Source organism: Pacificibacter sp. AS14 (genome assembly GCF_038899935.1).
Taxonomy (GTDB): domain Bacteria; phylum Pseudomonadota; class Alphaproteobacteria; order Rhodobacterales; family Rhodobacteraceae; genus Celeribacter.
The window spans coordinates 121,675-134,661 of record NZ_JBBMQI010000001.1; the positions used below are offsets into that span (position 1 = coordinate 121,675).

Annotated in this window: 16 protein-coding genes; 8 read left to right on the plus strand and 8 right to left on the minus strand. The window is 52.3% G+C overall.

Going from position 1 to position 12,987, the window contains the following annotated elements; all coding sequences use genetic code 11:
- Nucleotides 1-57 precede the first annotated feature (57 nt).
- Nucleotides 58-354 (plus strand): hypothetical protein, encoded by a 297-nt coding sequence (locus tag WNY38_RS00620; RefSeq protein WP_342855379.1) that lies wholly within the window; start codon nt 58-60, stop codon nt 352-354.
- A 234-nt stretch (nt 355-588) separates the two neighbouring features.
- A complete protein-coding gene (locus WNY38_RS00625; protein WP_342855380.1) occupies nt 589-1,095 on the plus strand; it encodes a sulfur transferase domain-containing protein in 507 nt (168 codons plus the stop codon).
- Nucleotides 1,096-1,130: 35 nt separating this feature from the next.
- Here WNY38_RS00625 and eda read toward each other — a convergent pair whose 3' ends face one another.
- Nucleotides 1,131-1,772: a bifunctional 4-hydroxy-2-oxoglutarate aldolase/2-dehydro-3-deoxy-phosphogluconate aldolase gene (eda, locus tag WNY38_RS00630; protein WP_342855381.1), complete on the minus strand. Its 642-nt coding sequence runs from the start codon at nt 1,770-1,772 to the stop codon at nt 1,131-1,133.
- A gap of 193 nt (nt 1,773-1,965) precedes the next feature.
- Nucleotides 1,966-3,771 carry a phosphogluconate dehydratase gene (gene edd, locus WNY38_RS00635; protein ID WP_342855382.1) on the minus strand — a complete coding sequence of 602 codons (1,806 nt, stop codon included), beginning with the start codon at nt 3,769-3,771 and terminating at the stop codon, nt 1,966-1,968.
- A 406-nt stretch (nt 3,772-4,177) separates the two neighbouring features.
- On the opposite strand from edd, the gene WNY38_RS00640 reads away from it, so the two are divergent.
- The 6 genes from WNY38_RS00640 to WNY38_RS00665 all read left to right on the plus strand — a co-directional run bounded on the left by WNY38_RS00640 (nt 4,178) and on the right by WNY38_RS00665 (nt 7,751).
- On the plus strand, nt 4,178-4,342 hold the full coding sequence (locus WNY38_RS00640; protein WP_342855383.1) for a hypothetical protein: 165 nt from the start codon (nt 4,178-4,180) through the stop codon (nt 4,340-4,342).
- A gap of 167 nt (nt 4,343-4,509) precedes the next feature.
- Nucleotides 4,510-5,136, plus strand: a complete 627-nt coding sequence (locus WNY38_RS00645; protein WP_342855384.1) for a DUF6778 family protein — start codon at nt 4,510-4,512, stop codon at nt 5,134-5,136.
- A 41-nt stretch (nt 5,137-5,177) separates the two neighbouring features.
- A complete protein-coding gene (locus WNY38_RS00650) occupies nt 5,178-6,383 on the plus strand; it encodes a class I SAM-dependent rRNA methyltransferase (protein WP_342855385.1) in 1,206 nt (401 codons plus the stop codon).
- A 13-nt stretch (nt 6,384-6,396) separates the two neighbouring features.
- Complete coding sequence (locus WNY38_RS00655; RefSeq protein ID WP_342855386.1) at nt 6,397-6,939, plus strand: PIN domain-containing protein; 543 nt, start codon at nt 6,397-6,399, stop codon at nt 6,937-6,939.
- A gap of 189 nt (nt 6,940-7,128) precedes the next feature.
- On the plus strand, nt 7,129-7,311 hold the full coding sequence (locus WNY38_RS00660; RefSeq protein WP_342855387.1) for a hypothetical protein: 183 nt from the start codon (nt 7,129-7,131) through the stop codon (nt 7,309-7,311).
- Between the two features lie 14 nt (nt 7,312-7,325).
- Nucleotides 7,326-7,751 carry a hypothetical protein gene (locus WNY38_RS00665; protein WP_342855388.1) on the plus strand — a complete coding sequence of 142 codons (426 nt, stop codon included), beginning with the start codon at nt 7,326-7,328 and terminating at the stop codon, nt 7,749-7,751.
- Between the two features lie 11 nt (nt 7,752-7,762).
- Here the strand turns inward: WNY38_RS00665 and WNY38_RS00670 are convergent, their stop codons facing one another.
- The 6 genes from WNY38_RS00670 to WNY38_RS00695 form a co-directional block, all read right to left on the minus strand.
- Nucleotides 7,763-8,452 carry a M48 family metallopeptidase gene (locus WNY38_RS00670; protein ID WP_342855389.1) on the minus strand — a complete coding sequence of 230 codons (690 nt, stop codon included), beginning with the start codon at nt 8,450-8,452 and terminating at the stop codon, nt 7,763-7,765.
- A 5-nt stretch (nt 8,453-8,457) separates the two neighbouring features.
- Complete coding sequence (locus tag WNY38_RS00675) at nt 8,458-9,132, minus strand: DedA family protein (protein WP_342855390.1); 675 nt, start codon at nt 9,130-9,132, stop codon at nt 8,458-8,460.
- A gap of 474 nt (nt 9,133-9,606) precedes the next feature.
- Entirely contained in the window at nt 9,607-10,791 is a 1,185-nt protein-coding gene (locus WNY38_RS00680; protein ID WP_342855391.1) for a VWA domain-containing protein, read from the minus strand.
- Nucleotides 10,792-10,866: 75 nt separating this feature from the next.
- Nucleotides 10,867-11,031 (minus strand): apolipoprotein acyltransferase, encoded by a 165-nt coding sequence (locus WNY38_RS00685; RefSeq protein ID WP_342855392.1) that lies wholly within the window; start codon nt 11,029-11,031, stop codon nt 10,867-10,869.
- A 78-nt stretch (nt 11,032-11,109) separates the two neighbouring features.
- Nucleotides 11,110-12,540, minus strand: a complete 1,431-nt coding sequence (locus WNY38_RS00690; RefSeq protein ID WP_342855393.1) for a DUF2927 domain-containing protein — start codon at nt 12,538-12,540, stop codon at nt 11,110-11,112.
- On the minus strand, nt 12,540-12,986 hold the full coding sequence (locus WNY38_RS00695) for a GNAT family N-acetyltransferase (protein ID WP_342855394.1): 447 nt from the start codon (nt 12,984-12,986) through the stop codon (nt 12,540-12,542). The genes WNY38_RS00690 and WNY38_RS00695 overlap by 1 nt, the downstream gene beginning before the upstream one ends.
- Nucleotide 12,987: the final 1 nt, after the last annotated feature.

Sequence of the window (12,987 nt, forward strand, 5' to 3'; positions counted from 1 at the left end):
GCAACGAGGGGCCGCGCACTCTAGTTGAAACCATGCTTGAACGCAGGAGAATTGATCATGGCGCGCCGTGAAACACTTGATTACGATGAAGCGCTTGATCCAGGCGGCTTGATCCGTGAATCCTACCGTATTGATAATATCACGATCCAGGAAGCTCGTTCCATATTCATGGATTGGGCGATCAAGATTGGACCAGACCTGCGGCCAGATATTGCGATCCGGCGGCTTATTGGACTGTATGAGCAAGGGGCTGCGGACCAGCATCCGATGACCTTGGTTTTGCGTGAAGGTTTGGGCAGCTTGATCGGCCCAAGTGGGCGGCGCGGCGGATCTCGGGCGCGGCGTGGCTTATAAGTGCCGCCCCCTTATGGACGGCATGATTGGCGCGAGCTGTGATAATTTGGCTAAATTTCGCGTTTTATGACTGAAGTTAGGTAACAAATTCGTAAGTAGTTTCAGCAATATTTCGAGTATTAGAACAAAAAGGCCGAGAATATCGTGAACTTGGGGCATTCAATACACCCTGAGATTTTACCAGACAACCTTTGCCAAGGCGGACCAACACCGTTTTTGGAAATGGAGCTTTACATGCGTATCAGAAGACTTAACGGAATGTTCGCGATTTCCAATCAAGTGGAAGTGAACACAGTCCATGAATTGGCCAAAGCTGGCTATAAAACACTTATTTGCAATCGACCTGATAACGAAAGCACTGATCAAGTTGCATTTGACGTTGTTGCTGTTGAGGCAAAGCGACTTGGTTTAAAGGCGATTTACCTACCCATCGATGAGCATGGGGCAACAGAGCAAGATCAAGCGGCGTTTGATCAGCATGTCTTTGCATGTCCAAAACCGATTGTAGCCTACTGTCGTTCAGGTACACGCTCAGCAACGCTATGGGCGAAATTCGATGTCGTCCACAATGGGGGACACGTCGGGGGGACTGAGCGCCGGGTTGACGCGATGCGATCCGGCGCGCTGTCAGTACAGCACGCAGCAAGCATGGCTTATGCAACAGGATTCAGCGCGCCAAGGTTAAATGCAACGACAAAAATTGGATCGGCTGCGTCTGGTATAGGCCGCAGATCGGCTTGACCCGCGGCGCATGTCATATCTTTTAGTGGTGGGCGTTAGCGGGACAGTGCAGCTGCCTCGCGCGCCAGCTCCTCAATTGCTTTCCAGTCGCCTTTGTTCACCAAATCATTTGGTGCAACCCATGAGCCGCCAACGCAAAGTGCGTTAGGCAACGACAGATACTGGTGGGCCGTTTTCACAGAAATGCCGCCGGTTGGACAGAATTTCATTTGCGGCAAGGGCGCGCCAATGGCTTTAAGCGCAGGGGCGCCGCCGTTGGTTTCTGCAGGGAAGAACTTAGCTACCGTGTAGCCGCGTTCTAACAAACGCATCACATCAGAGGATGAAGCTGTGCCAGCTAATAGCGGCATGTCTTGTGCTTCGCAGGCATCCATAAGACGATCTGTGGCCCCTGGTGACACGCCGAATTTTGCGCCTGCTGCCTTTGCATTCGCCACGTCTTGTGCGGTCAAAAGTGTCCCAGCGCCAACTGTACCGCCTTCGACTTTCGACATTTCTTTAATGACATCGAGAGCGCAAGGTGTGCGCAAAGTCACTTCGAGAGCTGGCAGGCCGCCTGCGACGAGCGCTTCGGCCAATGGGCGCGCATGGGCAACGTCATTGACAACGAGAACGGGGACGACGGGGGCAAGCGCGCAAATCTCTGCGCACAGAATGCTGGCCTCTTGTGGGGTCATGTTAGGGCTCCTTATGCCGCAAAATAGGGGTGTTAGCCCTAACAAGCCTATTGTCACGCTCAGGTCAAGTGACAGTCGCTTGTTCAGCCAGCTTGGGCATGGCTTAACACCAAAATCTCGCATAAAAAACCGTCCATATGAATATGGACGGCTTATTGCAGCTTAAAAATTGGATCTTCGCTTTCGGTTGGTCCTATAGAATTGTTGCAGCCCCTTCGGTGGCGTTGCCAGCGTTTTGACGGAACACTTCAAATAACTCACGGCCCATGCCGACGCTATTGGCTGAAAGGTCGATTTGCACTGCCTCACGTTCATCAAAATCAGATTCGAGCACTTCCAAAGTGCCCGCAACGGCATCCACACGGACCAAATCACCATCACGCAGCTTTGCGATTGGCCCACCGTTTGCAGCCTCGGGAGAGACATGGATACAAGCAGGCACTTTGCCGGAGGCACCTGACATACGGCCATCGGTGACCAGCGCCACTTTCAGGCCGCGATCTTGCAGGATCGACAGGGTTGGAGTCAAAGAGTGCAATTCAGGCATGCCATTGGCGCGTGGCCCTTGGAAACGCACAACGACCACTGTGTCTTCGGTAAATTCGCCATTGTTAAAGGCGGGTTTCACATCGCGTTGATCGTGGAAAATGCGCACTTTTGCTTCAACGATGCGGCGTTCAGGAGCCACAGCCGAGACTTTCATCACGCCGCGCCCGATGTTGCCTTTGAGTTCTTTTAGACCGCCGGTTTTCTGAAAAGCATCGGACACTGGGCGCAATATGCGATCGTTTAGCGTGTCCTTTGATCCATCTTCAAACACCAATGTACCATCTTTAATCTTCGGATCTTTGGTGTACAAAGACAGCCCGTCACCCGCGATGGTTTTAACGTCTTCATGCAGCAAGCCATTTTCAAGCAACTGCCCAATCATATAGCCAAGTCCACCAGCCGCGTGGAAGTGGTTCACATCTGCCAAGCCATTCGGATAAACCTTTGCCATCAAAGGCACTGCTTCGGATAAGTCTGAAAAATCTTGTAGATCCAGAATGATACCTGCGGCACGCGCCATTGCAGGCAAGTGCAACACAAGGTTGGTTGAGCCGCCGGTTGCCATCAGTCCAACAAGCCCATTCACAAAGGCTTTCTCATCCAAAATTTGCGATGTCGGTCTGAAATCATTGCCCAAGTTGGTGATTTCAAGGGCGCGCTTGGCCGCCGCTGTCGTCAAAGCATCGCGCAGCTCGGTGCCTGGATTGACAAAGGACGCGCCAGGCAGGTGCAGGCCCATGATTTCCATGAGCATCTGATTTGTATTGGCTGTGCCGTAGAACGTACAAGTGCCGGAGCCGTGGTAAGAGGCCATCTCAGCTTTCATCAATTCTTCACGGCCAATTTCGCCCGTTGCAAATTGCTGGCGCACTTTGGCTTTTTCATCGTTCGGAATGCCTGAAGTCATCGGACCTGCTGGAACAAACACAGATGGGATGTGACCGTATGTGGCTGCAGCCATCACCAAACCAGGCACGATTTTGTCGCAAATCCCAAAGAAAACGGCCGCGTCAAAACAATTATGCGATAAGCCCACGCTTGCCGATAGTGCGATCACATCGCGTGAGAATAGAGACAGTTCCATTCCCGGCTGGCCTTGAGTGACGCCGTCACACATGGCGGGTACACCGCCTGCAACTTGTGCGGTTGCCCCGACTGAGCGGGCCGCATCGCGGATGATGTCTGGGTAATGCTCGTAGGGTTTATGCGCAGACAACATATCATTGTACGCCGTTATGATCCCGAGGTTGGCTGAGCGCTCTGCTACAAGCGCGTCTTTGTCTTGCCCCATGGCCGCATAGGCGTGGGCTTGATTGCCACAGGTTAAGTGTGCGCGCACGGGCCCTGCGTCTGCTGCTGCAGTCATCCGCTCTAAGTAAGCGTCGCGAGTCGGGCGAGAGCGTTCTACAATACGGTCTGTGACGGCTTTGATCTGTGCATTGAGTGTCATTCGTGCGGGCCTTTGCTGTCAATTTGAAAAAAGAGTAGCGCTTTCAGTGTGTTTGTTCGAGATATATACATTGCGTTAGCGCTAAACCAAATTATGTTAGCGCTAACGTACTTCCGAGGTGCATAATTGTCCAGAACAATTCCCCAAATATGTCCTGTGCGAAGCAGATGCATGTTCTTTGAGCGGCGAAGGCCCACAGTCATGATTCCGCCAAACTGTCAGTTAGGAATGCCCGAAGCGTTTACCAGTTCTTTATGCCGCAATGCAGCGAGTGCATGGCGGGGTTTCGCAAAGGGTAGTGGTGGTCTGAGAGGGAGCAGCGTAAACATAACTCAAGCAATACGATTAAGGCCTTTAGCAAACAAGCCAGTCGTTAAAACAGAATAAGACCAGAAGGAAAAGTCCAATGACAAACGCACAATTATCACACCTCGACATCACTGCAATTGAATTTCGTGCTCGTCAACTTCGTGCTGAAGCTGCACGTGATATGATTTCTGTCGTGTCCAAATGGGTTCGTCGCCAATTTACATTCGGTGCGACATCTACATCACAAAGCGCGGCTATTTGATTGGGTCTCCAAGGGCTCGATTGGTTTCGCTACGGCTAAACACGCGTTAAGAATTTTTAATAAATCTAGAAAAATCCCGCAAAATGTTGCGGGATTTTCTCATTTTTGCCCCAATTCGCCATCATGGTTAGTCCAGAATTAATGGGGATAACCCCGGAGGCAGAGCAATGAAAAACGTAACAAAAATCGTAAAAATGATAGCAGCAGTTGGCCTGATCGCCAGTACAGCTGCCTGTACAACTGTTGAAACCGCATCGCGCGCATTACCAATTGATGCGCCGCTTGCTGGGGCTCAGTTTTCACCTGAGCCAATTTACATTCAACCGGACTTTAAAGTAGTTGATATCAATGTTTCGGTTCCAAAATCCTTGACAGTGTCAGAAGCCAATACTTACAAACCAAACGCTGACATCGTGTGGCGCGGCGATTCCTATGGCAATCGTTACGAGCAAGTCCAAGCTGTTCTGGAAACTGGTCTAGCGGCTGGCGTGCAGTCCTTTGATGGCGCACAAGAGGTCGTTTTGGATGTGCAATTGGTGCAGTTTCACGCACAAACTGAAAAAGTGCGTTACACCTTTGGTGGCGAACACGAAATTATTTTTGCCATGACCGTCCGTGACGCGCAAACCGGCGCTACAGTCGTGCCGCTGCATTTTGTAGATGCAACCTTTAAAGCTTTGGGCGGTATCGCTGCAGTCAATGCCGAAAAAGCTGGCGTGACGCAAAAGGTTCGGATCGTTGAAAGACTGGCTGAAGTGATCTCAACTGAGCTGCAACAGCCATACACCTTCTGATCCCCCTTTCATGGGACGCAAAACCTAAGTAAGAGGGGTGCATGACGCACCCTTCTGAATCATTACCCACCATTCGTCTCAACCCAAAAGCCAATGCCCGCGCGATTCGCCACGGCAGTCCTTGGGTGTTTGATAATGAGCTGGTTGTCGACCGCCGCACGAAAAACCTCACACCCGGCGCAATTGCGCGGCTTGAGGATGCGGAGCGTAACTTTTTGGCCCTTGTTGGCGTTAATCCAAACAGCCGCATTTTTGCGCGGGTGTTGGATCGTGACCCTGACATGGCGATTGACGAGGCTTGGTTTACCCCGCGCGTCAAACATGCCCTACAGCACCGCGAGATGCTGTATCCTGAACCGTTTTATCGCTTGATCCACGCTGAATCCGATGGTCTTCCAGGCGTCATCGTGGATCGTTTCGGCGATACTTTGGTGATCCAACCGAATGCGGCTTGGGCTGATACTTTGCTCGCACCTCTGGTGGCTGCTTTGAAATCCGTCACCGGTGCCACGACCATCGTGATGAACGGCTCTGGTCGCGCGCGCACTTTGGAAGGTTTGGACGAAAAACTTGAAGTGATCGAAGGCGCCGTTGACGGCGTGATTCCTGTGTCCATGAACGGTGCCACTTATATGGCTGACCTTATGGGCGGTCAAAAAACCGGTTTGTTCTTTGATCAACGTGACAACCATGCCTTCGCGCAAAACCTTGTTAAAGGCAAACGCGTTTTGGATGTGTTCTCCCATGTTGGTGGGTTCGGCTTGGCGGCTTTGGCCGCTGGCGCAGAATCTGTTGTCTGTGTTGACAGTTCTGCCCCTGCGCTTGAATTGGCCGCACAAGGGGCTGCTGCTATGGGCGTGTCTGACAAATTCAGCACCCGCAAAGGCGACGCTTTTGACACCATGGCTGCTTTGCTGGCCGAGGGTGAAAAATTCGACGTGGTGATCTGTGATCCACCCGCCTTTGCGCCCTCGAAACCTGCGCTTGAAAAAGGTCTGCGGGCTTATGAACGCGTGGCGAAAATGGCTGCAGCATTGGTTGTGGATGGTGGATATCTGGGTCTGTGTTCGTGTTCGCACGCCGCTGATTTAGAACGGTTCCGCAATTCGTGTAACCGTGGCATTGGCCGCGCAACACGCTCTGCGCAGCTCATTCACACAGGCTTTGCCGGTGCAGATCATCCCTTGATGCCGCAGCTTGCGGAAAGCGGATACCTTAAAGGTCTATTCTACCGCATGATGTCTTAAGGGATTCAAATACATGAAAAAAGTGCTCCTTGATGCCTGCGTTCTCTATCCCACAGTTATGCGTGAGGTTCTATTGAACGTGGCCGCCAAGGGGCTCTTTACCCCATTATGGTCTGAGCGTATTTTAGAAGAATGGGCCAGAGCTGCCCGCAAAATCGGCCCCACAGGCGAGGCACAAGCCCGCGCCGAAGTGGCACTGATCAAGGCCGCTTGGCCAAACGCATCGATTAAACCCCACGCCGGATTGCAAGCGCGGCTGTATTTGCCCGACGAGAACGACATCCACGTGTTGGCCGCTGCCATTGCCGGTCACGCCGACGAAATCGTCACGATGAATGCTTCAGATTTTCCGCAAAACACCCTGCGTGAAGAGGGGCTTGAGCGCCGCGATCCTGATGGGTTCCTATGGGAACTCGCCTCGCATCACCCCGATCTGGTCGGGGATGCCTGCGAACAAGTCCGCCTGACAGCCGAGCGTCTGTCTGGCCAGCCATGGGACATGCGTAAACTGATGAAAAAGGCACGCCTGCCGCGTTTGGGGAAGATGCTAGGTTAGGCTGATATTAATAAAAAGTTTGCAGTCTGGCTTTTTCGGATATAGTCGTTGTTTATGGAACAGATTTGCGCACCGAACCGTTAACTGTCCATCAAGACTAAAGAACTACTTATGGTCACATTGACGTCAGAATCATTGATGTATTGAGATGTATGCTCATATCGTAGTTAGAAACTGATGGAGAATAGAATGGCACAGAGACTAAAAAAAACCGTTTCTGAAGATAAAATATCTTTTTCGCCAGAGGCCGACGGAGATTTCGATATAGTATCTATCAAAAAAATTACGGAGTGGCGCGAAAAGCTGAACAATAGATTTGGAATTGGTAGCGGCAAACTAGTGACTATTTCTGAACCTACTGCAGACGCTTGAGGCTACTTTAGTTTATGGCGAGTTGGGAAACAAATCGACCGGAACTTTACGATGTCGTAACTGGTTTTTTTCCTGAAACATCACCGAAAGAAACTTGGGCAACTAATCCGAGGCCGCTTCTAGTATGCGGCGTTGCCCAAGATCCAGAAACGAAAACATACTTCTGTAGAATAGCTTACGGTACTTCGAAGAGTGTTCGAAGTACTCATGGTAGTGACTTGGTTATTGCCAATGTGTCGATCTTGAATAGCTTGAACTTAAAGAAACCTACAAAATTTGTTATTCATTCTGGACTTCAGATGGTAATTTTGCCATGGCTGGAAGAGTTTTTCCAACCATGGACTGGGTATGATACACCTGTTCTTAGTAGGTTGCCTGAAGATATGCAGCGATTTGTTGGAAATGAACTGTCATTGCTCCAAGATTTGCCGCAGTTCTAGTTCGGCCAACATCAAACCTGCCACTTTGTCTCGTTCACCTCAATCGCTTTGATCCGTTCTTCCACCTGCGGGTGGCTCATGAACCATGCAGGCGTTTTGGCGCCGTGGGCACCCGTGAGCGTATTCAATTTTAAAAACAAAGACTTCTGCGCCGCAGTGCCTATACCTGATTTATGCAACAGGGCCGAAGCATAGGCGTCTGCTTCAAATTCATCGCGGCGCGACAGTTTGGCGGCCAGCATGCTGGTCATGGCTGAGGCAATATAGATCGCGAAGGGGCCTATGAGTGGCACGAACCGCAGGCCCATGGCCAGCGCCGTGCGCAAAGCGTTTTGGCCTGAAAAATCAATCATCCGTCGTTTGGAATGCCCCAAAGCGACATGGCCCAGCTCGTGTGCCACAACAGATGCCATTTCTTCGGCCGTCACGTCGCCAGAGCGGAATTTTTGATAAAACCCACGGGTGATGTAGACCTTGCCATCGGGGGCGGCCAAGCCATTCACTGGGTCTATATCGTATAAAAACACCTGCACACGCGGCAGATCAAGCGCGTGAGCCAGTCGCATAAACTGATCCCGCAGGGTCGCGTCAGCCAGTTCTGCGGATTTCGCGTTCAATTCTCGCGCAGAGCGCCCCGCAGACATGCGATACATGACGTAGCCGTAAACCAGCGCCAAAAGGATGGGTAAGAACTTTAGCATATGACTTATATGGTGCTCTCGGACTGTTTGGCAAAGGGGTCAGGGGCTGTTTCTTGCGACTGCTCCGTTTCGCGGGCCTTCTCTGCGGCACGTTGCGCGCGTAAAACTTGGGTGATCCAAAGACCTGCACCCGCCGCGATGACCAATGCTGCGATCAAGCCCATGACATCTCCCACAAGTTCAGCCACAAGCGTCAAACTGCCAGCAAAAGCAAAGCCCAGCCAGATGTACAGATTGACCCAAATAGCCTCGCCCAAAATATCTGCGATGGTAAACCGCAGCCATGGCAAGCCGGCGGCACCTGCGACCACATTCACATATGGCCCAAGAGGCGCGACCAACCATGTCGAGAAAAACACGCCATACCCGCCACGCTGGTCTACGGTTTTTTCGGCGCGGGCAATGACACGGGCGCGGGCTGGGGATCGCGCCAATCGCGTCAAGGTGCGGCGTCCGAATTTACGCCCTAAGAAATAGCCTGTTTGGTCGCCCATAATCGCGCCCAAAAAGGCGGACACCAACAAAAGTGGGACCGAAATGTCGCCAGAGGCCGCCAAAGCGCCGCCCGCTAACATCATCAAAGACGTGGGCACAGGCACGAACAAGCATGAAAAAAAGGTGCAAATGAAAACGCCGATATAACCATAGGTCGTGATCAGCGCGAAAATACTATCCGTCATAATCCATCCTTTGGCGCAGGGCCGTGCGGTGAAGGCGGCGGCGGAGCAGGGCGCGTCCTGCTGAAACTATGGACGGCGTCATCAACAGATGTGATCAGCGCGTTGACCGAAATTTTCTGCGATTTGGCGATTTGGTCTAAGCTCATAGGGCCTTTTTTGCGGCGTTCGAAGTCGCCCAAACTATCCAAAACAACGTGAGGCGGCACACCCCAAGAGTGCGCGATATATTTTGGGGTCATCCAGGGCTCTATCGCTTGGGCGCGATGTTGTGGATCATTCCAGTAGGCCCAAAGCGCCACTGAGCGCGCCGCGAATGCGCCGGCGGCAGCCAAAGATATGACCAATACAATCGTGGCGATTGGCGCGTTTTGCCAAAGACGTTTGAAAAATTGTGGTATGACGCGATCCTTTTCAGGCGTTTTGTTGGATATTATACGAAGGGAAAGCGATTTTCTGTCGCAGCTGGGGCGTTTTTTACGAGCCCAACAGTTTCATGCCCTTTGTCAGTCCGTCAAGCGTCATAGGCACCATACGGTCATCGAAAATTTCTTGGATCATGCTGATAGAATGGGTGTAGCGCCAATGATCTTGGGGCACAGGGTTAAGCCAAAGGTGATCGGGCCAGTGCGCGCGGGCGCGGGACAGCCAGACTTCGCCACTCTCGTCGTTGTAATGCTCGTTGGCACCGCCCCGCATCGCAATCTCATAAGGGGACATCGACGCATCGCCCACAAAGATCACCTTGTAGTCTTTGCCGTAGGTGTTGAAGACATCTTGGGTCGGGGTTTGCCCATTCCAACGGCGGATATTATCGCGCCAAACGCCTTCATACAGGCAATTGTGGAAATAATAGTATTCAAGGTGCTTGAACTCGCTGCGCGCAGCAGAAAACAGCTCTTCTACCACCTTGATATGATCGTCCATCGAGCCGCCGACATCGAAAAACATCAAGACTTTGACAGCATTGCGCCGCTCAGGCCGCGTTTTCACATCAAGATAACCGCTTTTTGCTGTTGCGCGGATGGTGCCATCCAGATCCAACTCATCATGAGCGCCATCTCTGGCCCAAGAGCGCAGGCGCTTCATCGCAATTTTGATGTTACGCGTCCCCAGCTGCGCGGTGTCATCGAGGTTTTTGAAATCCCGTTTGTCCCAAACTTTTACAGCCTTGCGGTGGCGCGATTGATCTTGGCCTATGCGCACGCCTTCGGGGTTGTAGCCGTATGCGCCAAAGGGCGATGTGCCGCCGGTGCCAACCCATTTAGAGCCACCTTGATGTCGGCCCTTTTGTTCTTCTAGACGTTTCTTGAGCGTTTTCATCAGCGCGTCAAACCCGCCCAAGGCTGCGATCTCGGCACGCTCTTCGGCGCTCAGGTGTTTTTCAATTTCTTTGCGCAGCCAGTCTTCGGGCAGATCAATGGCATCGATGACTTGCTCTGAAGAGATGTTCTCAAGGCCTTGAAAGGACTTTGAAAAGGCTTGGTCAAACTTATCGATGTTGCGCTCGTCTTTGACCATGATGGTGCGGGCAAGGAAATAAAACTCTTCGATGTCATACTGTGCGAGCTTCACAGACATAGCCTCCAAAAACGCAAGATATTCGCGCAAGGATACAGGCACGTGGTGGTCGCGCAGGGTCTGGAAAAAGGGTAAAAACATCAAATGTCCCTCATGTAAAAGGGGCTGGGCGCGCGGTCTGAAGTGGTATTTGGACGAGCCGCGCAGTCATTACTTTTAGATCAAGATGTCGATGAACAGAGTTATAAAAAGACCGATCACAGAAAATCCCAACATCAAAGCGGCCGCATATTGCAGTTTGTCCAAACGGTTTCCGTCGCGTTTAGCAGCTATACGCCACCCAAGTGTTGCGCCGACAATAGCCAATAGAATGACGATCATAGTTCTAGTGTCCTTCATCTGCCAAAGCGCGCGCAGACCGCGTCACCCTTTGGGCTGTTTTTGCTAAACAGATCCGCTTTAATGCCGCGCAAGACTGGCGATTTCGCTGGATCGCGCATGGACCTGTTCGTCTGAGCCAAATCCATATCGTGCCCAGCCCAGACTGTCGAGACGAACCAGTCGCGCTTCAGACGCGCGACCAAGGGCAGTCAGGGCTTCGGCTTTGGTCAACATCAACGAGGCGAGCAAAGTTGCATTGCCTGCTGTGCGCGCAACTGGGATCGCGGTGTTGGTAAGGCGCAGAGCCTCATTAAAGTCACTATCAAGCAACGCTATGGCCGAGAGTTGCAACGCGACATGTGCGCCATGATAGGCGGTGTCGCTGCGTGCCGCATAAATGGCGTAGGCGTCTGACAATGCCGCCCGTGCGAGGTCGCGATCAACCCCAACAGACAAACGGCCAAGCAAGAACAGTGAAAAGCCGGTGCGAGAGTCATTCCAGTTTTGGGAAAGTGCAAAGTTTACAGCACGGGTTGCGGCAGCACGGCGCGCATCCGACGATGGCTGTGCGCCCATTGCTGCTTCAACATCGTTGATCCAAGCGCGCGGCGTCGGTGAATAGGGCGCTGTGCTGACACGATTTCCGGCGGGATTCATTTGGCTCAAAATAGCTGGCAGTCGCTGTGCCACCTCGGCGCGCGACATGCCATTGCGCAAGGCTGGATTATAGGTTGCCTGCAAAATCAGCATGTCAAATTCAGTCAAAATCGAATGAATATTGTCATCATTATAGACACTGTCGGTCAGGCTATACAAATCGTTGAGCGGTCCCAGGGCTTGGGCCAATTCTTCGTGCAGGCAGTCGCGAATTTCTTGCGGCGCTTCATCATTGGGGATGAAAATCGACAACTTTTCGCGTTTGGTGACGTTGGTCCAGCTCAAATCAGCGCGGCCCGCATGACGGTAGGCATCCCAGCTGGAAATATTCGGCGCGACAATACAAGCCGCATTTGGAATACGCTGGCGCAACTCTGCATGGGGCAGGGTTTCAATGGTGATATTGGCGTCCTCATTGGGGGCAACGCGGGTGATGTCAATGCCGGCCTCACTGCGCAGTCGCGCGATCAACAGTTCCAGATCTGGCCCCAAAGAGGCAGGGATCGCGGTCCCCGTCACGCGCAGGGTGATCGGCCCATCAAATCGTGTGAACTGTGACAGCTCGGTGCCATTTTCAAGTTGGAAACTCAGCGCCATAAAGTCACGCGCAATAGAGGTGTTCGAGCGGGTGATTGTGGCGGGCCGCAACGATGAAAAAAGTTTCATTGGTGGCAAATCAAGTAAGACAGACGGTGCGCGTGCCGTGCCACGCTGTGTCGTTCGCAGTTCCGGCGCGCCACATCCGACCAAAAGGCCCATAGCCACAGCTGCAACCCCCAGCCGCAATGCGCGGCGTCCGGATGTGGTGCAAGCGACGGATAAGGGATTGTGTAAGGGAACTGATTTAAACACTAGGATGGCCTTTGGTATTTCACAAATGGGGTTAAATTGGCAACTTGGTCGTACAGCTTGCGGGCCGTGTGGTTGCTCTCCTGCGTCATCCAGTACACCGATGGTGTCGCATTTTCATCAGCGGTAAGATAAACACGGTTGATCAAATCCCGTGCTGCGCCTTTACCACGTGCGCTTTCCGTCACGTACAGGTCTTGCAAGTAAATCACATCTTCCAACCGCCAATTGTGGGCATGGGTGATATAATGGACAAAACCGATTATTTCATCGTTTAGGACAGCCACAAAGGCGGCGCGTTCTGTGCGCGCGGAATCGGTGAGGCGCTTGAAGGTGACATTGGTCACTTCGTCAAGAACGGCGGATTCATAGAACGTCAAATAGGCCTGCCAAAGCGGCTTCCATGCCTCTTTATCTGCAGGCGCTAGTGGTCGAATAGTGATGACCATA